The organism is Kitasatospora sp. NPDC058046, from assembly GCF_042885595.1.
Classification (GTDB): domain Bacteria; phylum Actinomycetota; class Actinomycetes; order Streptomycetales; family Streptomycetaceae; genus Kitasatospora.
Genome location: NZ_JBHVRS010000008.1, coordinates 184,268 through 204,652 on the forward strand (window position 1 = coordinate 184,268; position 20,385 = coordinate 204,652).

Annotated in this window: 18 protein-coding genes; 6 read left to right on the forward strand and 12 right to left on the reverse strand. The window is 72.8% G+C overall.

Features of this window, described 5'->3' with window-relative positions:
- Positions 1–10: 10 nt before the first annotated feature.
- Entirely contained in the window at positions 11–2,923 is a 2,913-nt protein-coding gene (uvrA, locus tag ACFVU7_RS18760; protein ID WP_049649607.1) for an excinuclease ABC subunit UvrA, read from the reverse strand.
- 279 nt (positions 2,924–3,202) lie between these two features.
- Here uvrA and ACFVU7_RS18765 point away from each other — a divergent pair, with 279 nt between their 5' ends.
- On the forward strand, positions 3,203–3,931 hold the full coding sequence (locus ACFVU7_RS18765; protein WP_074001679.1) for a maleylpyruvate isomerase family mycothiol-dependent enzyme: 729 nt from the start codon (positions 3,203–3,205) through the stop codon (positions 3,929–3,931).
- Between the two features lie 48 nt (positions 3,932–3,979).
- Positions 3,980–4,633 carry an MBL fold metallo-hydrolase gene (locus ACFVU7_RS18770; RefSeq protein ID WP_388046006.1) on the forward strand — a complete coding sequence of 218 codons (654 nt, stop codon included), beginning with the start codon at positions 3,980–3,982 and terminating at the stop codon, positions 4,631–4,633.
- Between the two features lie 110 nt (positions 4,634–4,743).
- Here the strand turns inward: ACFVU7_RS18770 and ACFVU7_RS18775 are convergent, their stop codons facing one another.
- The 4 genes from ACFVU7_RS18775 to zapE form a co-directional block, all read right to left on the reverse strand.
- Positions 4,744–5,724: a TerC family protein gene (locus ACFVU7_RS18775; protein ID WP_049649604.1), complete on the reverse strand. Its 981-nt coding sequence runs from the start codon at positions 5,722–5,724 to the stop codon at positions 4,744–4,746.
- A 226-nt stretch (positions 5,725–5,950) separates the two neighbouring features.
- Positions 5,951–6,529: a TerD family protein gene (locus tag ACFVU7_RS18780; RefSeq protein ID WP_049649603.1), complete on the reverse strand. Its 579-nt coding sequence runs from the start codon at positions 6,527–6,529 to the stop codon at positions 5,951–5,953.
- Positions 6,530–6,809: 280 nt separating this feature from the next.
- Positions 6,810–8,900, reverse strand: coding sequence for an excinuclease ABC subunit UvrB (gene uvrB, locus ACFVU7_RS18785; protein ID WP_049649602.1), 2,091 nt, complete (start codon positions 8,898–8,900; stop codon positions 6,810–6,812).
- Positions 8,901–8,936: 36 nt separating this feature from the next.
- Positions 8,937–9,980, reverse strand: a complete 1,044-nt coding sequence (zapE, locus tag ACFVU7_RS18790) for a cell division protein ZapE (RefSeq protein ID WP_380780948.1) — start codon at positions 9,978–9,980, stop codon at positions 8,937–8,939.
- A 148-nt stretch (positions 9,981–10,128) separates the two neighbouring features.
- Here zapE and ACFVU7_RS18795 point away from each other — a divergent pair, with 148 nt between their 5' ends.
- The 4 genes from ACFVU7_RS18795 to msrB all read left to right on the forward strand — a co-directional run bounded on the left by ACFVU7_RS18795 (position 10,129) and on the right by msrB (position 13,408).
- A complete protein-coding gene (locus ACFVU7_RS18795; protein WP_074001682.1) occupies positions 10,129–10,914 on the forward strand; it encodes a pyrimidine reductase family protein in 786 nt (261 codons plus the stop codon).
- 57 nt (positions 10,915–10,971) lie between these two features.
- On the forward strand, positions 10,972–11,433 hold the full coding sequence (locus tag ACFVU7_RS18800) for an indole-3-glycerol phosphate synthase (RefSeq protein WP_388046007.1): 462 nt from the start codon (positions 10,972–10,974) through the stop codon (positions 11,431–11,433).
- 120 nt (positions 11,434–11,553) lie between these two features.
- Positions 11,554–12,963 carry a UDP-N-acetylmuramate--L-alanine ligase gene (gene murC, locus ACFVU7_RS18805; RefSeq protein WP_074001683.1) on the forward strand — a complete coding sequence of 470 codons (1,410 nt, stop codon included), beginning with the start codon at positions 11,554–11,556 and terminating at the stop codon, positions 12,961–12,963.
- 40 nt (positions 12,964–13,003) lie between these two features.
- Positions 13,004–13,408 (forward strand): peptide-methionine (R)-S-oxide reductase MsrB, encoded by a 405-nt coding sequence (gene msrB, locus ACFVU7_RS18810; RefSeq protein WP_049649595.1) that lies wholly within the window; start codon positions 13,004–13,006, stop codon positions 13,406–13,408.
- A 72-nt stretch (positions 13,409–13,480) separates the two neighbouring features.
- On the opposite strand, the gene ACFVU7_RS18815 is transcribed toward msrB, so the two are convergent.
- The 7 genes from ACFVU7_RS18815 to ACFVU7_RS18845 all read right to left on the reverse strand — a co-directional run bounded on the left by ACFVU7_RS18815 (position 13,481) and on the right by ACFVU7_RS18845 (position 20,360).
- Complete coding sequence (locus tag ACFVU7_RS18815) at positions 13,481–14,674, reverse strand: cytochrome P450 (protein WP_049649594.1); 1,194 nt, start codon at positions 14,672–14,674, stop codon at positions 13,481–13,483.
- A complete protein-coding gene (locus tag ACFVU7_RS18820) occupies positions 14,671–15,303 on the reverse strand; it encodes an ATP/GTP-binding protein (protein WP_388046138.1) in 633 nt (210 codons plus the stop codon). Before ACFVU7_RS18820 ends, ACFVU7_RS18815 begins: the two co-directional genes overlap by 4 nt.
- Before the next feature lie 70 nt (positions 15,304–15,373).
- The gene (locus tag ACFVU7_RS18825; RefSeq protein ID WP_049649592.1) at positions 15,374–15,727 is read right to left on the reverse strand and encodes a DUF742 domain-containing protein; all 354 of its coding nucleotides are present in this window, start codon (positions 15,725–15,727) and stop codon (positions 15,374–15,376) included.
- The gene (locus tag ACFVU7_RS18830; RefSeq protein WP_049649591.1) at positions 15,724–16,155 is read right to left on the reverse strand and encodes a roadblock/LC7 domain-containing protein; all 432 of its coding nucleotides are present in this window, start codon (positions 16,153–16,155) and stop codon (positions 15,724–15,726) included. Before ACFVU7_RS18830 ends, ACFVU7_RS18825 begins: the two co-directional genes overlap by 4 nt.
- On the reverse strand, positions 16,152–18,062 hold the full coding sequence (locus ACFVU7_RS18835) for an ATP-binding protein (RefSeq protein WP_388046009.1): 1,911 nt from the start codon (positions 18,060–18,062) through the stop codon (positions 16,152–16,154). The genes ACFVU7_RS18830 and ACFVU7_RS18835 overlap by 4 nt, the downstream gene beginning before the upstream one ends.
- 107 nt (positions 18,063–18,169) lie before the next feature.
- Positions 18,170–19,180 (reverse strand): MBL fold metallo-hydrolase, encoded by a 1,011-nt coding sequence (locus ACFVU7_RS18840; RefSeq protein ID WP_380780175.1) that lies wholly within the window; start codon positions 19,178–19,180, stop codon positions 18,170–18,172.
- Positions 19,181–19,400: 220 nt separating this feature from the next.
- Positions 19,401–20,360: a GNAT family N-acetyltransferase gene (locus ACFVU7_RS18845; protein WP_388046012.1), complete on the reverse strand. Its 960-nt coding sequence runs from the start codon at positions 20,358–20,360 to the stop codon at positions 19,401–19,403.
- Positions 20,361–20,385 lie beyond the last annotated feature (25 nt).

Consider the following 20,385-nt stretch of genomic DNA (forward strand, 5'->3'; position numbering starts at 1 on the left):
GCGGACGGGGCTACTTCTTCGCGGCGGCCGCGCGCTTGCGCGGCGCCTTCTTCGCCGGGGCGGCGGCCGGGGCGTCCGCGAAACCGGCCGGCAGGATGTCCCGCAGGAACTTGCCGGTGTGGCTCTCCGGGACGGCGGCGATCTGCTCCGGGGTGCCCTCGGCGACCACCGTGCCGCCGCCGGAGCCGCCCTCGGGGCCCATGTCGACGATCCAGTCGGCGGTCTTGATCACATCGAGGTTGTGCTCGATGACGATCACCGTGTTGCCCTTCTCCACCAGCCCGCTGAGCACCTTGATCAGCTTGCTGATGTCCTCGAAGTGCAGGCCGGTGGTGGGCTCGTCCAGCACGTAGACCGTCCGCCCGGTGGAGCGCTTCTGGAGCTCCGAGGCGAGCTTGACGCGCTGCGCCTCTCCGCCGGAGAGCGTCGGCGCCGACTGGCCGAGCCGGACGTAGCCGAGGCCGACGTCGTTGAGCGTCCGCAGGTGCCGGGCGATCGCCGGGACGGCCTCGAAGAAGCCCAGCGCCTCCTCGATCGGCATGTCCAGCACCTCGGCGATGGACTTGCCCTTGTAGTGGACCTCCAGCGTCTCCCGGTTGTACCGGGCGCCGTGGCAGACCTCGCACGGCACGTAGACGTCCGGCAGGAAGTTCATCTCGATCTTGATGGTGCCGTCGCCCGAGCAGTTCTCGCAGCGGCCGCCCTTGACGTTGAAGGAGAACCGGCCGGGCAGGTAGCCGCGGACCTTGGCCTCCTGCGTCTCCGCGAAGAGTCGGCGGACGTGGTCGAACACCCCGGTGTAGGTGGCCGGGTTGGAGCGCGGGGTGCGGCCGATCGGCGACTGGTCGACGTGCACCACCTTGTCCACCTGGTCGGTGCCGGTGATCCGGGTGTGCCGGCCGGGCACGCTGCGGGCGCCGTTCAGCTCCCGGGCGAGGTGGGTGTACAGGATGTCGTTGACCAGCGTCGACTTGCCGGAGCCGGAGACACCGGTGATCGCGGTGAAGGTGCCGAGCGGGAAGCCGACCGTGACGTCCTTGAGGTTGTGCTCGCGGGCGCCGTGGACCGTCAGCTGGCGCTTCTTGTCCCGCTCGCGGCGGGTGGCCGGGATCGGGATGGACCGCTTGCCGGAGAGGTACTGGCCGGTCAGCGACTCCTTGTTGGTGAGCAGCTGCTTCAGCGAACCGGAGTGCACCACCTTGCCGCCGTGCTCGCCGGCGCCCGGGCCGATGTCGACCACCCAGTCCGCCGTCTTGATGGTGTCCTCGTCGTGCTCGACGACGATCAGGGTGTTGCCGATGTCGCGCAGCCGCACCAGCGTCTCGATCAGCCGGTGGTTGTCCCGCTGGTGCAGGCCGATGGACGGCTCGTCCAGCACGTACAGCACGCCGACCAGGCCGGAGCCGATCTGGGTGGCCAGCCGGATGCGCTGGGCCTCGCCGCCGGACAGGGTGCCGGCCGCGCGGTCGAGCGAGAGGTAGTCCAGGCCGACGTCGACCAGGAAGCGCAGCCGCTCGTTGACCTCCTTGAGGACCCGCTCGGCGATCTGCTTGTCCCGGGCGTTGAGCCTCATCGCGCCGAGGAACTCGGAGCAGTCGCTGATCGACATCGAGGAGACGTCGGCGATCGACCTGCCCTCGACGGTGACCGCGAGGACGACCGGCTTGAGCCGGGTGCCCTGGCACGTCGGGCAGGGCACCTCGCGCATGTAGCCCTCGAAGCGCTCGCGGCTGCTGTCGCTCTCCGCCTCGGTGTGCCGGCGCTGGATGAACGGGATCGCGCCCTCGAAGCCGGTGCTGTACGAGCGCTCGCGGCCGAAGCGGTTGCGGTAGCGGACCTCCACCTGGTGCTTGTGCCCGTACAGCAGCGCCTTCTTCGCGCGGGCGGGCAGCCCGGCCCAGGGGATGTCGGTGCGGAAGCCGAGCTCCCCGGCCAGCGCGTCGATCAGGCGCTGGAAGTACTCCTTGGCGTGCCCGGCCGACCACGGGTGGATCGCGCCCTCGTCCAGCGAGCGCTCGACGTCGGGCACCACCAGCTCCGGGTCGACCTCCATCCGGTTGCCCAGGCCCGAGCAGTCCGGGCAGGCGCCGAACGGCGAGTTGAAGGAGAACGAGCGCGGCTCCAGCTCCTCGAACGACACGTCGTCGTACGGGCAGTAGAGGTGCTCGGAGTACATCCGCTCGCGCTCCGGGTCGTCCTCGGGGAGGTCGACGAAGTCGAGCACGACCATGCCGCCGGACAGCCGCAGGGCCGTCTCCACCGAGTCGGTGAGCCGCCGCTTGGCGCTGTCCTTCACGGTCAGGCGGTCGATGACCACCTCGATGGTGTGCTTCTCCTGCTTCTTGAGCTTGGGCGGCTCGGCGAGCTGGATCGTCCCGCCGTCGACCCGGGCGCGGGAGTAGCCCTTGGACTGGAGGTCGGCGAAGAGGTCGACGAACTCGCCCTTGCGCTCGCGCACCACCGGGCTGAGCACCTGGAACCGGGTGCCCTCGGCGAGCTCCAGCACCTTGTCCACGATCGCCTGCGGCGACTGCTTGGCGATCGGGCGGCCGCAGTGCGGACAGTGCGGCTTGCCGATCCGGGCGAACAGCAGGCGCAGGTAGTCGTAGACCTCGGTGATGGTGCCGACGGTCGAACGGGGGTTGCGGTTGGTGGACTTCTGGTCGATCGAGACGGCCGGGGAGAGGCCCTCGATGAAGTCCACGTCGGGCTTGTCCATCTGCCCGAGGAACTGACGGGCGTAGGAGGACAGCGACTCGACGTAGCGGCGCTGGCCCTCGGCGAAGATCGTGTCGAAGGCGAGCGAGGACTTGCCGGAGCCGGAGAGGCCCGTGAAGACGATGAGGGAGTCGCGGGGCAGGTCGAGCGAGACGTTCTTGAGGTTGTGCTCGCGAGCACCGCGGACGATGAGGCGGTCGGCCACTGCTTCTGGCGCCTTTCTCCGGGGCGAGAGGGCTTGCGTTGGGATGTGCTGCTTCTTCCAGGATGCGGCAGCCAGCCTATAGCTCAGACGTTCGAATATCGACCTTGTCCAGCCGGGACCACCCGAACGAGTGAGGCCACCCCCCGGGCCGTCCGTACCCGCACGGTGCGCGTACCCGAAAACCCCCTGCTCAGGGCCCGGATTCGGCGGTAGCGTCACCTGGTCAACGAGCGAAGCCCGCTCCGGGCAACGCCCCGTTCCGCACGGAAGGCAGATTCGATGACCGACCCGAGGTCCGCCGCCGACTCCTGGCTCGGCCAGGTCGAGGAGAGCACCGGGCGCCTGCTGCGCACCGTCGCCGGGCTGAAGCCCGACGCCGTCGCCGAGCCCTCCGCCCTCCCCGGCTGGACGAAGGGCCACGTGCTGGCCCACCTCGCCCGCAACGCCGACTCCCTGGTCAACCTGCTGACCGGCGCCCGCACCGGCACCGACGTCCCGCAGTACGCCAGCCACGAGGCCCGCGACCAGGACATCGAGCGCGACGCGCCCCGCCCGCTCGACGCCCACCTCGCCGACCTGCGCGCGTCCCACGAGCGCTTCCTGGCCGCCGCCGCGCAGCTGACCGACGACGCCTGGGCGGCGTCCGTCAAGCACCGCTTCGGCTACGTCTTCCCGGCCCACCAGATCCCGCACAAGCGCCTGCTGGAGCTGGAGTACCACCACGTCGACCTGGCCGCCGGCCACACCCCGGCGGACTGGCCGGAGGACTTCGCCGCCGCCCAGTTCCGCAAGCTCGCCGCCGGCCTGGCCGGGGAGGCCGGCCTGCCCGCCGTCGAGCTGGTCGCCGACGACACCGACGACCGCGCCGTCATCGGCACCGGCGAGCCCGCCCTCACCGTCCGGGGCCCCGTCCGCGCCCTCACCGCCTGGCTCTCCGGCCGCTCCGCCGGCGACGCCCTGCACCGCACCCCCGACACCGCCCTGCCCCCGCTTCCCCCCATGGGCTGACGGCGCGAGGATGATGCCAGGGAGATCCACACGACGAGGAGCAGACGGATGACGTACCACGGAGCGGTCAAGGTCGGCGGACCGCCGGACGTGCGGGAACTGGCCCACCTGATCATCACCAAGGTGGCCGTCGGCCCGTACGACAACAACGCCTACCTGCTGCGCTGCCGGGCCACCGACGAACAGCTCCTGATCGACGCGGCCGCCGACGCGCCGGTGCTGCTGGAGACCGTCGGGGACGACCTCGAGACGGTGGTCACCACCCACCGCCACCACGACCACTGGGGCGCGCTGGCCGAGGTGGTCGCCACCACCGGTGCCCGGACGGCCGCCGGCGAGCACGACGCCGAGGGCATCGACGTCCCCACCGAGCTGCTGCTCGCGGACGGCGACACGCTCCGGGTCGGCGAGGTGGGGCTCACCGTCCGGCACCTGGTCGGCCACACCCCGGGCGCCATCGTGCTCGTCTACGACGACCCGCAGGGCCACCAGCACGTCTTCACCGGCGACTGCCTCTTCCCGGGCGGCGTCGGCAATACCTGGGGCGACCCGGAGGCCTTCCGGACCCTCTACCGGGACGTCACCGAGAAGATCTTCGACGCCCTCCCCGACGAGGCCTGGGTCTACCCCGGCCACGGCTCCGACACCACCGTCGGCGCCGAGCGCCCGCACCTCGACGAGTGGCGCGAGCGCGGCTGGTAGCCCCTCCCCCGCCGCACGGCCGAGGCCCCCGTGACCGTCTCCGGTCGCGGGGGCCTCGGCGGTGCCCGGCGCCGTACGGCGCAGGAACGTCAGGCATCAGGCGTCAGGCGTCAGGCGTCGAGCTTCTCGTGCTCGGCGGACTCGGCCTTCTTCGCGGCCCGCAGGCTGGTGAAGGTGGTGACCGCCAGGACGACCACGATGAAGCCCAGCGAGAACGGGATGCCGATCTCCGGGGCCCAGGTCGCGCCCGCCTCGTGCGCGGCGTGCAGCACCAGCTTCACGCCGATGAAGCCGAGGATCACCGACAGGCCGTACGACAGGTGGACCAGCTTCTTCAGCAGGCCGCCGATCAGGAAGTACAGCTGGCGCAGCCCCATCAGGGCGAAGGCGTTGGCGGTGAAGACGATGTACGGGTCCTGGGTCAGGCCGAAGATCGCCGGGATCGAGTCCAGCGCGAACAGCACGTCGGTGGTGCCGATCGCCAGCATGACGACCAGCATCGGGGTGATCAGCCGGCGGCCGTTCTCCCGGACGAACAGCTTGGTGCCGCGGTAGTCCTCGGTGGCCGGGAAGCGGCGGGTGATCGACTTGAGGACGCGGTTCTCCTCGAACTCCTCGTCGCCCTCGTCCTCGGCGCGGGCTTCCTTGATCAGCTTCCAGGCCGTCCAGATCAGGAAGGCGCCGAAGATGAAGAACACCCAGGAGAACTCGGCGACCAGCGCGGCGCCGCCGGCGATGAACACCGCCCGGAGCACCAGCGCGATGATCACACCGAACATCAGCACGCGCTGCTGGTAGATCCTGGGCACCGCGAACTTGCCCATGATCAGGATGAACACGAAGAGGTTGTCGACACTGAGCGACTTCTCGGTGATGTAGCCGGCGAAGAACTCGCCCGCCGGCTCCCCACCGGAGTGCCACCAGAGGAAGCCGCCGAAGAGCACCGCCAGGGCGACCCAGACGGCCGTCCAGATCCCGGCCTCCTTGATCGAGACCTCGTGCGGCTTGCGCCCTCCGATGAAGAAGTCCGCCACGACCAGTGCGATCAGCACCAGGATCGTGGAAACCCACATGGTTACGGAAACGTCCACTACTGCTCCTCCGGCAGGTAGGCGAGACAGTCATCGTCACTGCCGGAGGTCTCTTCCGCCCGTCGGGCCAGCGCCCCGGGGTGCCACGACGGGCACCCGTGATGACGGGGTCGGCTGTCGAGGAATACTCCCCTCCGCTGCCAACGAGAGTAACAGCAATCCCAAGGGAAGGTAAAGAAGGTAAAGAATCGCGCGGAGCGGGCTACTGGAACGGCTACGCGGCCGGCTACAGGAACGGCTCGATCGCCGGCAGCAGGTCCTGGAAGGTGCGCCCCTTCGCCGGCGCGCCGATCGCCTGCATCTCCCAGCCGCCGTCGCCGTCCCGGACCACCTTGGCCATGATCTGCCCGGTGTGCGGCCCGCCGCCCGCCAGCTCGTAGCGGGCCAGCTCCAGCCCGGTGGCCTCGTCCACCAGCCGGCAGTGCGCCCGCTGCACCTCGGCGAAGGTCTGCCCGGTGTACGAGCTCACCGTGAACACCACCTGGGTGATGTTCACGGGCACGTGCACCAGGTCGACCAGGATCGCCTCGTCGTCCTCGGCCCCGGAGCCGCCCTCCAGGTTGTCGCCGGTGTGCCGCACGGAGCCGTCGTTGCTCTCCAGGTGTGAGAAGAACACCACGTCGGACGGGGTCCGCTCGGCGTACAGCAGCGCCGAGGCGTCCAGGTCGATCTTCCGGGTGCGGCTGCCGAACAGCCCGCGCTTGGGGGCGGCCTGCCAGCCGAGGCCCATCCGGACCACGGTCAGGGCGCCGCCCTGCCCCTTCTGGAGGCTGACCCGCTGCCCCTTGGCCAGGTTCACCGACACGACGTTGTCCTCTCTGCCGGCCGCGCGGTCACAGCCGAGCGGCTCCACGGTGGAACACCCCGTCGCCGTCCCCCGGCTGAGGCCCCCTCTGCGTACGGCCCGCAAACCCCGTCCCGAGGGCACGATGCCGCAGGCCAGCCTAGGGCCTGCGGCACCCCGGGCTCCCCCGGGTCTGCCCGTTTGTGGCAAGGCTGAGACACCCGCGGACTTGACCGGTGTCATTCCGGCCAGGCCCGGCGCCGTACGGGTGCGCCCCGCGGGTGCGCCCCCGCGGGTGCGGCTACGCCACTCCGGCCTCGCGCATCTGCCGCAGTTCCCGCTTCAGCTCCTTGACCTCGTCGCGCAGCCGGGCCGCGACCTCGAACTGGAGGTCGGCGGCGGCCGTGTGCATCCGGTCGGTCATCTCCTGGATCAGGTCCGCCAGTTCGGCGGCCGGCAGGGACTTGGCCGGCTTGCGCTCCGCCCCCAGCGCCGGGACCGGGGCCTTGCCCTTGCCCTGGTTCCGGTAGCCGGTGGAGAGCAGCTCGTCGGTGTCCACGTCCTCGCGGGCGAGGGTGTCCAGGATGTCGCCGATCTTCTTGCGCAGCGGCTGCGGGTCGATCCCGTGCTCCTTGTTGTAGGCCTGCTGCACGGCCCGGCGGCGGTTGGTCTCGTCGATGGCCTTCTCCATCGCGGGGGTGATCTTGTCCGCGTACATGTGGACCTGGCCGGAGACGTTGCGGGCCGCGCGGCCGATCGTCTGGATCAGCGAGGTACCGGAGCGCAGGAAGCCCTCCTTGTCGGCGTCCAGGATCGCCACCAGCGACACCTCGGGCAGGTCCAGGCCCTCGCGCAGCAGGTTGATGCCGACCAGCACGTCGTACCGGCCCGCCCGCAGCTCGCGCAGCAGCTCCACCCGGCGCAGGGTGTCCACGTCGCTGTGCAGGTACCGGACCCGGATGTCCAGGCCGAGCATGTAGTCGGTGAGGTCCTCGGCCATCTTCTTGGTCAGCGTGGTGACCAGGACGCGCTCGTCCCGCTCGACCCGCTTGCGGACCTCGTGCACCAGGTCGTCGATCTGGCCCTCGGTCGGCTTGACGATCACCTCGGGGTCGATCAGGCCGGTCGGGCGGATGATCTGCTCGACCTGGCCGTCCCCGCGCGACAGCTCGTACGGGCCGGGCGTCGCCGACAGGTAGACCGTCTGGTCCGTCCGCTCCAGGAACTCCTCCCACTTCAGCGGGCGGTTGTCCATCGCGGACGGCAGCCGGAAGCCGTGCTCGACCAGGGTGCGCTTGCGCGAGGCGTCGCCCTCGTACATCGCGCCGATCTGCGGGACGGTGACGTGCGACTCGTCGATGACCAGGAGGAAGTCCTCCGGGAAGTAGTCGAGCAGGGTGTTCGGCGGGGAGCCGGGCTCGCGGCCGTCGAAGTGCATCGAGTAGTTCTCGACGCCCGAGCAGGTGCCGATCTGGCGCAGCATCTCGATGTCGTAGGTGGTGCGCATCCGCAGCCGCTGGGCCTCCAGCAGCTTGCCCTGCTTCTCCAGCTTCGCGAGCGTCAGCGCCAGCTCCGCCTCGATGCCGTTGACCGCGCGCTCCATCCGCTCGGGGCCGGCCACGTAGTGCGAGGCGGGGAAGACGTGGACCGAGTCGTCCTGGCTGATGATCTCGCCGGTGAGCGGGTGCAGGGTGTACAGCGCCTCGATCTCGTCGCCGAACATCTCGATCCGGACGGCGAGCTCCTCATAGACCGGGAAGATCTCGATGGTGTCGCCGCGGACCCGGAAGGTGCCGCGGGTGAAGGCCACGTCGTTGCGGGCGTACTGGATGTCGACGAAGCGGCGCAGCAGCTCGTCCCGGTCGATCTCCTCGCCGACCTTGAGCCGCACCATCCGGTCCACGTACTCCTGCGGGGTGCCGAGGCCGTAGATGCAGGAGACCGAGGCCACCACCACCACGTCCCGGCGGGTGAGCAGCGAGTTCGTCGCCGAGTGGCGCAGCCGCTCGACCTCCTCGTTGATCGAGGAGTCCTTCTCGATGTAGGTGTCCGTCTGCGGGACGTACGCCTCGGGCTGGTAGTAGTCGTAGTACGAGACGAAGTACTCGACCGCGTTGTTCGGCAGCAGCTCGCGGAACTCGTTCGCCAGCTGCGCGGCCAGCGTCTTGTTCGGCGCCATCACCAGGGTGGGCCGCTGCAGCTTCTCGATCATCCAGGCCGTGGTGGCCGACTTGCCGGTGCCGGTGGCACCGAGCAGCACGACGTCCTTCTCCCCTCCCCTGATCCGCCGTTCCAGCTCGGCGATCGCCGCCGGCTGGTCACCGTTCGGCTGGAAGGGGCTGACGACCTCGAAAGGCGCCACGGACCGCTCAATACTCGTGATGGGACGCACCACTCAACGGTACGACCCACCACCGACAAGCGAGGCCTACTTGGCGCTGTCCCGGGCGAGGGCGACCAGGCGGGAGATGGCGCGCAGGTACTTCTTGCGGTAGCCGCCGCGCAGCATCTCCTCCGGGAAGACCTGGTCGAAGGGGAGGCCGGAGGCGGTGATCGGCAGCTCGCGGTCGTACATCCGGTCGGCCAGCACGACCAGGCGCAGCGCGGTGGACTGGTCGTCGATCTGGCGGACGCCGCGCAGGCAGACCGCGGCGACGTCGTCCAGCAGCGCGCCGTAGCGGCTGGGGTGGACGGCGGAGAGGTGGGCGAGCAGGGCGTCGAAGTCGTCCAGCGAGGCGCCGGGGGTGCGGGCCGCGGCGGCCGTGACGGCCTCGTCGGTGTACGGCGGCGGGGCGTCCGGCAGGCCGCGGTGGCGGTAGTCCTGGCCGTCGATCCGCATCGGGCGGAAGTGCGCGGACAGGCCCTGGATCTCGCGCAGGAAGTCGGCGGCGGCGAAGCGGCCCTCGCCGAGCTTCTCCGGCAGGGTGTTCGAGGTGGCGCACAGCTTCACGCCGTTGTCGACCAGCCGGCCGAGCAGGGTGGAGACCAGCACGGTGTCGCCCGGGTCGTCGAGCTCGAACTCGTCGATGCAGAGCAGCGTGTGTCCGGAGAGGGTCCGCACGGCCTGCTGGAAGCCGAGCGCGCCGACCAGGTTGGTCAGCTCGACGAAGGTGCCGAAGGCCTTGGGGCCGGGGGCGGCGTGCCAGAGCGAGGCGAGCAGGTGGGTCTTGCCGACGCCGTAGCCGCCGTCGAGGTAGACCCCGGCCGGGCCGGCGGGTGCGGGGGCGGAGCGGCGGAACCAGCTGCGCTTGGGCGCGGAACCGTTTCCTCCGCCGAGGGTCGCCGCGAACTGCTCCAGGACCTGGACGGCCTCGTACTGGCTCGGCTGGGTCGGGTCCGGAATGTACGTCCCGAAGCTCACGTCGGCGAACCGGGGCGGCGGGACCATCTCGGCGACCAGCCGCTCGGCGGGCACGACGGGTCGGCGGTCGGTGAGCGCGATCGGGGAGCCGGAGGCGTGTGCGGCTGCTATCGGCTCGGTCGCGGTTGCGGAGTGGGAGGCTGCGGGCACATCAGTAGAGGGTACGCCTGCCCCGTACGCCGTCCGAACGACCCGCGGCCCCGAGCCGGTCGGCCCGCGGCCCCGAACGGCCCACGGCCCGCGGTGGAAGACTGGGGACATGCAACAGTTGATCAGCCCGCTGGGCGGGCGGCTCGCCGATCCGGCCGCACTGGAATCGCTCGCCGCCGTCTACGCGTACCCCGAACAGGTGAATCAGGGGCGCCCCTGGCTGCGCGCCAACATGGTGTCCGGCCTGGACGGCGGGGCCAAGCTGGACGGGCTGTCCGAGGGTCTCTCCGGCGATGCCGACAAGCGGATCTTCGGGGTGCTGCGGGCACTGTCGGACGTGGTAGTGGTGGGCGCGGAGACGGTCCGCGCCGAGGGCTACCGGCCGGCCCGGGCCCGCAAGGAGTTCGCGGCGGCCCGGGCGGCGGCGGGGCAGGCGCCCGCCCCGGCGATCGCCGTGGTGAGCCGCTCGCTGGAGCTGGACCTGACCGCGCCGCTGTTCACCGAGCCGCTGGTCAGGACGGTGGTCGTCACCACCGAGGACGCCCCCGCGGAGCGCCGCCGGGCGGTCGCCGGGGTGGCCGACCTGGTGCTCGCCGGCACCGGTTCGGTGGACCTGCGGGCGGGCGTGGCGGCCCTGGCCGAACGGGGCTGGACCAGGCTGCTGACCGAGGGCGGCCCGCGCCTGCTGGGGCAGCTGGCGGCGGCCGGCCTGCTGGACGAGCTGTGCCTGTCGCTGGCTCCGCTGCTCACCGGCGGCGACGCGCCGCGCATCCTGCACGATGCCCGAATGCCGGACGTGCAGCGGATGCGGCTGGTCTCATTGATCGAGCAGAAAGGATTCCTCTTCACCCGCTACCTGCGTCACCCCGGTTCGGACAACCCCGTGACCCCCTGATCGTGATCCCGTTATGGGATGCCGGGGCCCGGGGGCCGGCCACTGGAAGGGACTCACGTGTTCAAGACGGTACTGATGATCGAAAAGGCTCTCTCCGACGCGGACGTGGAGCTCGTCACCACGCTCCACGGCGAGGAGAAGGTGTCCTTCGTCGTCCTGATGCAGCCGCGCGGCCGGCAGGACGAACTGCTGCGGGCGCTCGACGACGTCGCCCTCGGCCACCTCGACAAGGTGGTGCACGAGCACGACGAGTCCGAGAGCGGTCCGACCGTGGCCGGCGAGTCGCTGGAGCACAGCCTGCGCCACCTGCGCTCGGCCGGGGCCGAGGCGGTCGGCGAGCTGGTCGGGGAGAAGCCGCTGGAGCGGCTGCGCGCGGTCGTCGGGGAGCAGGGGGCGGACGAGGTCGTGGTGCTCACCTCACCGCACTTCGTGGAGGAGTTCTTCCACCGCGACTGGGCCTCCCAGGCCCGGCACAAGGTGGGCGTCCCCGTGCTCAGGCTCTTCGCCAGCGACTCCTGACCCGACCGGCCCGGCACGCCGGTGGTGCAGAATCGTCCTTGCGGTCCGCCCGCGAGGACGATTCCGTCTTCCCGACCCGTCCGCCCGCCCTGTCTGCCCCCGCCCCTACGGAGCCACGCCTTGAACGACGCCGCGCACGACCTGCACGCCCCGCACTTCATCGGCATCGGCGGCGCCGGGATGTCCGGCCTGGCGAAGATCCTCGCCGTGCGCGGGGCCAGCGTCTCGGGCAGCGACTCCAAGGAGTCCGAGACCGTCCTCGCGCTGCGCGCCCTCGGCGCCACCGTGCACGTCGGCCACGCCGCCGAGCACGTGCCGGACGGCACCAGCAGCGTGGTCGTCTCCAGCGCGATCCGGGCCGACAACCCGGAGCTGGTGGCCGCCCACGAGCGCGGCATCCCGGTGGTGCACCGCTCCGACGCGCTGGCGGCGCTGATGGGCGGGCGCCGGGCGCTGGCGGTGGCCGGCACCCACGGCAAGACCACCACCACCAGCATGCTCGCCGTCGCCCTCGGCGAGCTGGGCCTGGACCCGTCCTACGCGATCGGCGGCGACCTCGACGCGCCCGGCTCCAACGCCCACCACGGCACCGGCGAGATCTTCGTCGCCGAGGCGGACGAGAGCGACCGCAGCTTCCACAAGTACGCGCCCGAGGTGGCGATCGTGCTCAACGTGGAGCTGGACCACCACGCCAACTACGCCTCGATCGAGGAGATCTACGAGTCCTTCGAGACCTTCGTCGGCCGGATCGTCCCCGGCGGCACCCTGGTGGTCTCGGCCGACCACGACGGCGCCCGCGAGCTCACCTCCCGGGTGGCCGGCCGCGAGGGCCTGAACGTGGTGACGGTCGGCTCCGCCGAGGATGCCGACCTGCGGGTGCTCTCGGTGGTCGCCCACGGCATGACCAGCGAGGTCACCGTCCTGCTGGACGGCGCCGAGCTGAGCTTCACCGTCTCGGTGCCCGGCCGCCACTACGCCCACAACGCGGTGTCCGCGCTGGCCGCCGGCGTCGCGCTGGGCGTCCCGGCCGCCGACCTGGCCAAGGCGCTCGGCGCCTACACCGGCGTGCGCCGCCGCCTCCAGCTCAAGGGCGAGGCCGGCGGAGTCCAGGTGATCGACTCCTACGCCCACCACCCCACCGAGATGACCGCCGACCTGGAGGCCATCCGCGAGGGCCTGACCGGCGGGGGCCGGGTGCTGGTGGTCTTCCAGCCGCACCTGTTCAGCCGCACCCAGCAGCTCTCCGAGGAGATGGGCCAGGCGCTGGCGCTGGCCGACGCCTCGGTGGTGCTGGACATCTACCCGGCCCGCGAGGACCCGATCCCCGGCGTGACCAGCGAGCTGATCATCGACGCGGCCCGCCGGGCCGGCGCCGAGGTCACCGCGGAGCACTCCTTCGCCGCCGCCCCCGCCCTGCTGGCCGGCCTCGCCCGCCCGGGCGACCTGCTGCTCACCATGGGCGCCGGTGACGTCACCAACCTCGGCCCGGAAATCCTGCGGCACCTCGCGAACGTTGCTTCCAACGTCTGACGTACGTCCGTCCGACGTCCACCGCGACCGGGAGCCCGTGATGAGCTACGAGATCGAGAAGACCGAGGCCGAGTGGCGCGCCCAGCTCAGCCCCGAGGAGTACCACGTGCTCCGCGAGGCGGGCACCGAACGGCCGTTCACCGGTGAGTACACCGACTCCAAGACCGTCGGCGTCTACGGCTGCCGGGCCTGCGGGGCCGAACTGTTCAGCTCCGAGACCAAGTTCGACAGCCACTGCGGCTGGCCGTCCTACTACGCGCCGCTGGCCGGGGACCGGGTCCAGTACATCGAGGACACCTCGCTCGGCATGCGCCGGGTCGAGGTGCGCTGCGCCCGCTGCGGCGGGCACCTCGGGCACGTCTTCGAGGGCGAGGGCTACGGCACGCCGACGGACCAGCGGTACTGCATCAACAGCGTCTCGCTGACGCTGAAGCCGGCCGAGTAGGGCCGGACCCGCGCGCGGAGGCCCGGACACGTACGGTGTCCGGGCCTCCGCGCCGTCCGGGCCCGTCCGGGCCTACCCCTCGACCGGTGCGAAGCGGACCGGGAGGTGCGTCAGGGCCCGGTGGAACGGGCCCGGGCGCCAGAGCAGGTCCTCGGCGGGGGTGGACAGTTCGAGGTCGCTGAGGCGGCTGCCCAGCTGCTCGATGGCGGTGATCGCGATCAGCAGGGCCGGGTCCCGGGCCGGGCAGGCGTGCGGGCCGGCCGCCCAGGCCAGGTGGGCGCTCTCGCCGCTGCGCAGCCCGCCGCCGTCGGTGGGCGGCGCGGCCTGGGAGTTGGCGGCCGCGTACGAGACCAGCACCAGCGTGCCCGCCTTGATCTCGCGGCCGTGGAAGGTGATGTCGTACCGCGGGTAGTGGGCCGAGAGGTTGGCCATCGGCGGCTCGTGCCAGAGCACCTCGTCGATCGCCTGGTGGGCGGTCATCGCGCCGCCGAACAGCGAGCCGGCGTAGCGGGCGTCGGTGAGCAGGCGCAGCAGGGCGTTGCCGATCAGATTGGTGGTCGGCTCGTGCCCGGCGATCAGGGTCAGGGTGATCTGCCGGATCACCTCGTCGTCGTCCAGCCCGACCGGGTGGGTGACGTACATCGAGGTGAGGTCGTGCCGGGGGCGCTCGCGGCGCTCGGCGACCATCGCGGTGACCACCGCCAGGAGCTTCCCGTACGAGGCGCCGGCCCGGGCGGTGGACTCGATCAGCCCGGTGATCGCGTCCACCACCTCCTCGCGCTGCTCCTGCGGCACGCCGAACCAGGTGGTGAGCGCGAAGGCGGGCAGCCGGCGGGCGTACTCGGCGATCAGGTCGGCGTGCCCGACGGCGGCGAAGCGGTCGATCAGCCGGTGCGCGGTCTCGGCGACCTGGCGCTGGAGCCGGTGCGGTTCGAACAGCGCGAGGGCGTCGGTGATCACCGCCCGGTAGCGCGCGTGGGTCTCGCCGTCGCTGAACAGCGCGGTCGGGCGGTAGCCGAGCACCGGCAGCAGCGGGGAGTCCGGCGGGACGGTCCGCTGCCAGGCCCGGGAGTCCTTGGAGAAGGTGTCGGTGTCGCGCAGCAGGTCCAGCGCGGCCTGGTAGTCGGTGACCAGCAGGGCCTCGACGCCGGGCGCGATCTCCACCGGGGCGACCGCGCCGTGCCGCCGCAGCCGCTCGTAGACCAGCTGGGGGTCGGCGGCGAAGACCGGGCCGTGGATCGGGGTCGGGCGGGACTCGACGGTCACGGCTGCTCCGGGGTGGCGGGGTCCGAGGTGGCGGGGTCCGAGGTGGCTGGGTCCGGGCCGTCGGGGTCCGGGCCGGCGGGGTCCGGGCCGGCGGGGGCGGCGGGCAGGGCCTCCAGGACGTGCTCGGCCAGCGCGATCAGCGCGTCCAGGCTGCTGTCGCGCTCGCGCGCGTCGCAGAGCAGCAGCGGGGTGGCGGCGTGCAGGTCCAGGTGGGTGCGCAGCACCTCGACCGGGTGGTCCGGCGCGTCCGGGAAGCGGTTGACGGCGACGGCGTACGGCAGGCCCTGCTCCTCGACCATGTCCATGATCTCGAAGGAGTCGGCCAGCCGGCGGGTGTCGGCGAGCACCAGGGCGCCCACCGCGCCGCGGGCGATGTCCTGCCAGAGCGGGAAGAAGCGGCGCTGGCCGGGGGTGCCGAACATGTAGAGCACCACGTTGCCGGGCAGGGTGAGCCGGCCGAAGTCGACGGCGACGGTGGTGGTGGACTTCCCGGGTACGCCCGCCAGGTCGTCCACCGGGCGGCCGGTCTCGGTCATCGCCTCCTCGGTGTGCAGGGTGGCGATCTCGGAGAGGGTCCGGATGAGGGTGGTCTTGCCGACCCCGAACGGGCCGGCCACCACCAGTTTCATCAGCGTCTGGTCCTGGTCGGGCAGGTAGCCCACCCGGCTCTGGTCTTCCGGTTCCGGCCGGGCGGCCGGGTCACCGGAGCGCACGGAGTCCAACGAGGAGCCTCTCGACGATGGAGCGGTCGGTCTGCTGGGCGCGCGGGATCGGCGCGCGGGCGTGCAGGCAGCCCGCCTCGACCAGGTCCGCCGCGAGGAAGACGGTGGCGCTGACCGGCAGGCTCAGGTGCGCGGCGGCCTCCACCACGGTCAGCGCACCGGGGCGCAGCAGTTCCCAGAGCCGGCGGTGTTCGGGGTCGAGCGCCTCCGGCGGGTCCGCACGGTCGGCGAACAGCACGGTCAGCCGCTCGAAGCCCTTGGTGCCGGGGCGGCTGCGGCCGCCGGTGGCCAGGTAGGCGGGCACCATCCGCCTGCGGGGGACGGCGGTCATGACCGGACGTCGTCGTCCTGCCGCCGGGTCGGGCTCGCGAGCGCGCGACCGAGGGCGGCGACCTGCAGCTGCATCTGGTAGGCGACGTTGCCGAGTTGGGCGTCCGGCGAGGTGAAGACGGCGAGCGAGGTGTTCTCCCCGGCGGGCACCACGACGGCGTAGCCGAGGTCGGACTCCACCACGGTCTGGGCCAGCCGGGGCCGCTCGACGTCGGTGAACGCGGCGGTGAAGGCCCGGGCGGCGGCGTGCACGGTGGCGGTCATCGCGGCGACCCGCTCGGCCGAGGCGCGCTCCAGGCCGTCCGAGGCGCCCTCGACCAGGCCGTCCCCGGTGGCGATGACGGCGTGCAGCACCCCCGGGAGCTCCAGCAGCGGGGTCAGCACCCACGAGATCTCGTCGGTGGCGGTCGGGCTGGGCGTGCTGCTCACTGCTCGGCTCCTTCTGAGGTCGGACCGGTGCTCGGGTCACCGGGGTCGCGGTCGGCGGTGGTGTCGCCGGGGGTGGTGCCGGTCGTACCGGTGGTGCTGTCGCTGTTTCCGGGGGCGGTCCGGCCGGGGGCGGCCCCGGCGGCCTCCTCGCGCTCGGCCCGGGCCACGGCGGCCCGGCCGGAGTCGGTGCCCTGCTGCAGCGCCTGCCAGTGGGCGGCGGCCTGCTCGGGGGTGCGCGCGGCGGCGCGGGCGGGGGCGGGTTTCGCGGCGGCCGGCCGTACGGCGGCGGGCTGCTCGGCGGCCAGCGGACGGCGGCGGCGCCGGGTCGGCAGGCCGGTGCCGTCGTCGGCCGCGGACGCGTCCGTCGCGGAGGCGTCCGTCACGGGGGCGTCCGGACCGGGCTCGGCCGGGACGGACGCACCCGCCTGGCTCTCCCCCGCCGGGCCGTCCGCGACCGGGCCCTCCGCGACCGGGTCGGGCACCACGCGGATGGCCGGGGCCGGGTGCGGGCCCGGCTGGTTGTGGCGGTCGGCGAGCCGCGGGCCATCCTGCTCGTCCGCGTCGCGCATCGGCGGGACGGCCGCGACGGTGGGCGCCGGGGCCGGGCCGGAGCCGGCCCGCAGCGGCAGCGGGGTGAGCACCGACAGCGGCTGCTCGTCGTCCACGACGGTCACCAGCGCGGCCGGGATGCGCAGGATGGTCCGCATGCCGCCGTACGGCGAGGGCTCGATGTGACAGGAGAAGCCGTACTGGCGGGCCAGCTTGCCGATCACCGCGAAGCCGGTCTTGGGCGGGTTGCCGAGCTCGGTGAGCAGCATGTCGGGCGGGCCGGCCAGCAACCGGCGGGCGCGGCGCAGCTGGTCCTCGTCCATGCCGATGCCGCTGTCGTCGATGATCACCAGCGCGCCGCGGCCGCCCTGCTGGACGGTGACCGGGACGTCGGTCTCCGGGTGGGAGCAGGCGGTGGCGTTGGCGAGCAGTTCGGCGATGGTGACGGCGATCGGCTCGGCGGCCCGGGCGACCACGGCGAGGCGCTGCTCGCGCAGGTGGTTGGCGACCTTGATCCGGGCGTAGCCGGGCACCCGGGAGAGCGCGCCGACGACCACCTCGGCCAGCGGCGAGTCGGTGCGGGCCAGGCCCGGCCAGGCCTCGCAGAGCACCGCGATGGTCTGGATCCGGCGCAGCGCGACCTCGTTGCGGAAGTCGACCTCCAGCAGCCGGGGGTCGTCGTTCTCGTGCTGGAGCTGCTGGACCAGGCTCTGGATCTGGTACAGCAGGGTCTGGATCCGGGAGGTGGCGCCGCGCATGGCGGCACGGGCGGCGGCGTCCACCCGCTCGCGCTCGTCGGCGAGGGCGGCCTGGGCGGCGTCCAGGACGCCCTGCAGCGCCCGGACCGCCTCCGGGCCGACGGCCTGCGGGTCCAGCGGGCCGACCAGCGGGGCGTTGCCGTGGGTGAGCCGTACGGCGGTGGCGGCGACCCGCTCCTGGGCGAGGTGGCCGATCTCGGCGAGCAGCGCGGTGCCGCGCGCCTCGGCCTCGGCGAGCGCGCGCTCGGCCTGCTCGGCCCGGGCGGTCGCGGCGGAGCCCTGCTGCATGGCGTCCCGGACGGTGTCCTGCGCCTGCCGGGCCGCCTCCTGCGCCTCGCGGACGCTGTCCTCGGCGGCCCGGGTGCGCTCCTCAGCCCGCCGGGCCTCCTCGGCGGAGCGCCGGGCGGCCTCCTGCGCGTCGCGCTGCTGCTGCTCCGCGCGGGCGAGCCGGCCCTCGGCGGTCCGGGCGCGCTCCTCGCCCCGGCCGAGCGCGGTCTCGGCGGCCGTCGCCCGGGTGACGGCGACGGCCCGGCCGCGGGCGAGCACGGCCGCGGCCGCGGCGGCGACCAGCGCCAGGACGATCAGCGCGATCTGCGTCATCGAAGTCCTCGGGGGTGCTTGCGGGGTGGACCGGGTGGTGCGGCCGGGACGACCGGGCGACGGGGCCGGACGGGATCAGGATCGGGCGGTGCCGGGCCCTGGCGGGGTCAGGGCCGGGCGGTGCGCGGGCGCTGGGCGCGGGCCTCGTCCTCGGCCAGTTCCCGGGCCACCAGGGCGACCTGGCCCAGGGCCTCCAGGGCGCCGGGGGCCGCCGAGCCGTCCAGGTGCCGGTACTCGGCCGCGACGGTGATCACCAGCCGCTCGGGCAGGCCGAGTTCGGGGTGGCGCTGCTCGGCTATCACCCGCCGGGCGGCGTCCAGCGCGGGTATCCCGGCGGCGTGCAGGGCGTGGGCGCGCTCGCGCACGTAGGCGAGGTAGCCGATGTGCTCGCGGACGCCGTCGCGGTCGAGCACCGGGCCGTGGCCGGGGACGAAGATCTCCGCGCCGGTGGCCAGGGCCTGCTCGCAGGCGCCGATGACGTTCTCCAACGGTCCGGCCCAGTGCGAGGGGTGGTCGCCGGGCTGCTCGGGCGTCGAGGAGAAGATCACGTCGCCGGTGAACACCGCGCGCTGGTGCGGGAGGTGGACCAGCAGGTCGCCGCCGGTGTGGGCGGCGGGCAGGCTGGTGATCCGCACCGGGTAGCGGCCGACGGTCAGTTCCAGCTCGCCGGTGAAGACGGTGTCGGGGCGCACCGGCTCGGTGCCGGACCAGTCGAACTGCCCGAAGTGCTCCTTCAGGTAGCCGCCGAGCGGCGAGTCCGGGTCGCTGTTGGTGACCAGCGCGTGCTGCTGCTGCGGGGTGGGCTCCCAGTGGATGTGCTCCAGCGCCTCGCGGGTGGCGATCACCTCGGCGTCCGGCAGCACCCCGGCGCCCCACAGGTGGTCCCCGTTGGCGTGGGTGACGACCACCCGGTCGACCCCGACCCCGGCCGGCAGCAGCCGCCGGCTCGCGGCGAGGAACTCCCCGGCCATCGAGGGGTCGTACGGCGTGTCGATCCAGAGCGCGGTGGTCTCCGAGGCCAGCAGGCCGCAGTTGGCCAGGCCCCACCCCCGCTTCGGCGGGAGCCACACGTACAGGTCCTCGGCAATCGCGCTCACGTTCGCACGGCTGATCGTCATGTGCGCGATTATGCCCAGGTCGTGACAGGAGTGGAGCAAAACCATTACAGTTCAAGCCACTTCGCGCCCGAAGCAGCCCGGGCTGTCCCGATTCGTCCCACGTGGTCTGGACCACATCTGGCCGAAGTGGCCCGGCCCCCGCCACTGCGAAACCGGGGGCGAAACGGGCACGGCTACAGGTACGGGCGCGGGCCGCGTCCGGGGACGCGGCCCGGCGGCGTCAGGCGTCCTGCTCCGACGGCCGCCCCAGCCGCTTGATACCCTTGCGCTCCGCCGCGCAGCGCTCGTAGCCCAGCCAGGCGTTGATCGCCAACATCGGCCCGTTGGTCGTGTCGTTGCTGGTGTACGCGTGCCGGAGGCCCGCCTCGGCGGCGAGCCGCAGGGACTCCAGCTTGGCCGACTTGGTCAGCCCGCGGCCGCGGAACTCCCGGTGGCAGGCGGTGAACGCGGACCAGTAGCGGTCCACCCCGTCGGTCTGCGCCATGCTGAACGCGGCCGGCCGGCCGTCCACCACGGCGACGACGCTCAGGGCCAGGTCCCGGTCCGGCCGGTTCCAGTCGTCGCGCAGCCAGTCCTCGTACTCCAGGGCGTCCATCGGCACCTCGCTGCCGGGCTCGTCCAGGATGGCGTCCGCCTCGACCAGGAACACCGGATGCGGGTCGGCCGCCCAGTCCGCGGCCGGGCGCAGCTCGACGCCGGGCGGCAGTACGGGCGCCGGCGGCAGCGGCAGCGCCAGGTCCCGTCCGGCGAACTGCATGGTGCGCCCGAGCCGGTACCCCCGGGCGGTGGCGAAGGCCACCGAGGCGGGCTCGTCGTCCATCCAGGTGTGCAGTTCCGTCACCCCGTGCCCGACCAGGTGCCGTTCGGCCGCGGCCAGCAGCGCGGTGGCCGCGCCGCGCCGCCGGAACCCGGGCAGCACACTGCCGTTGGCGTAGCCGACACCCGCGACCGACGTCCCGAGCACCACCCCGCAGCGCACCGCGCCGACCACCCGGCCGTCCAGCTCGGCGACGAAGGTGCGGAAGTGCTCCTCGGGGCTCGGCCGGCCGTTCAGCCAGAGCAGGGTCTCGGCGGAGAGCACCAGGTGCTCGCGCCCGGCCCGGTGGGCCGCGGCCACGGCCTCGGCGTCCTCGGGGCGGAAGTCCCGGATCGTCAGGGGGGAGGAATTCGAAGAAGCCATGGATTCCCACGCTAGTCGCGCCCAC

Coding starts and splice junctions, on each gene's coding strand:
- ACFVU7_RS18820 (WP_388046138.1), bottom strand. CDS start 15,303: ATGAAACTGGTGGTGGCCGGCCCGTTCGGGGTCGGCAAGACCACCCTC.
- msrB (WP_049649595.1), top strand. CDS start 13,004: ATGAGCTACGAGATCGAGAAGACCGAGGCCGAGTGGCGCGCCCAGCTC.
- ACFVU7_RS18765 (WP_074001679.1), top strand. CDS start 3,203: ATGACCGACCCGAGGTCCGCCGCCGACTCCTGGCTCGGCCAGGTCGAG.
- ACFVU7_RS18835 (WP_388046009.1), bottom strand. CDS start 18,062: ATGACGCAGATCGCGCTGATCGTCCTGGCGCTGGTCGCCGCCGCGGCC.
- ACFVU7_RS18795 (WP_074001682.1), top strand. CDS start 10,129: ATGCAACAGTTGATCAGCCCGCTGGGCGGGCGGCTCGCCGATCCGGCC.
- ACFVU7_RS18825 (WP_049649592.1), bottom strand. CDS start 15,727: ATGACCGCCGTCCCCCGCAGGCGGATGGTGCCCGCCTACCTGGCCACC.
- ACFVU7_RS18770 (WP_388046006.1), top strand. CDS start 3,980: ATGACGTACCACGGAGCGGTCAAGGTCGGCGGACCGCCGGACGTGCGG.
- ACFVU7_RS18845 (WP_388046012.1), bottom strand. CDS start 20,360: ATGGCTTCTTCGAATTCCTCCCCCCTGACGATCCGGGACTTCCGCCCC.
- ACFVU7_RS18840 (WP_380780175.1), bottom strand. CDS start 19,180: ATGACGATCAGCCGTGCGAACGTGAGCGCGATTGCCGAGGACCTGTAC.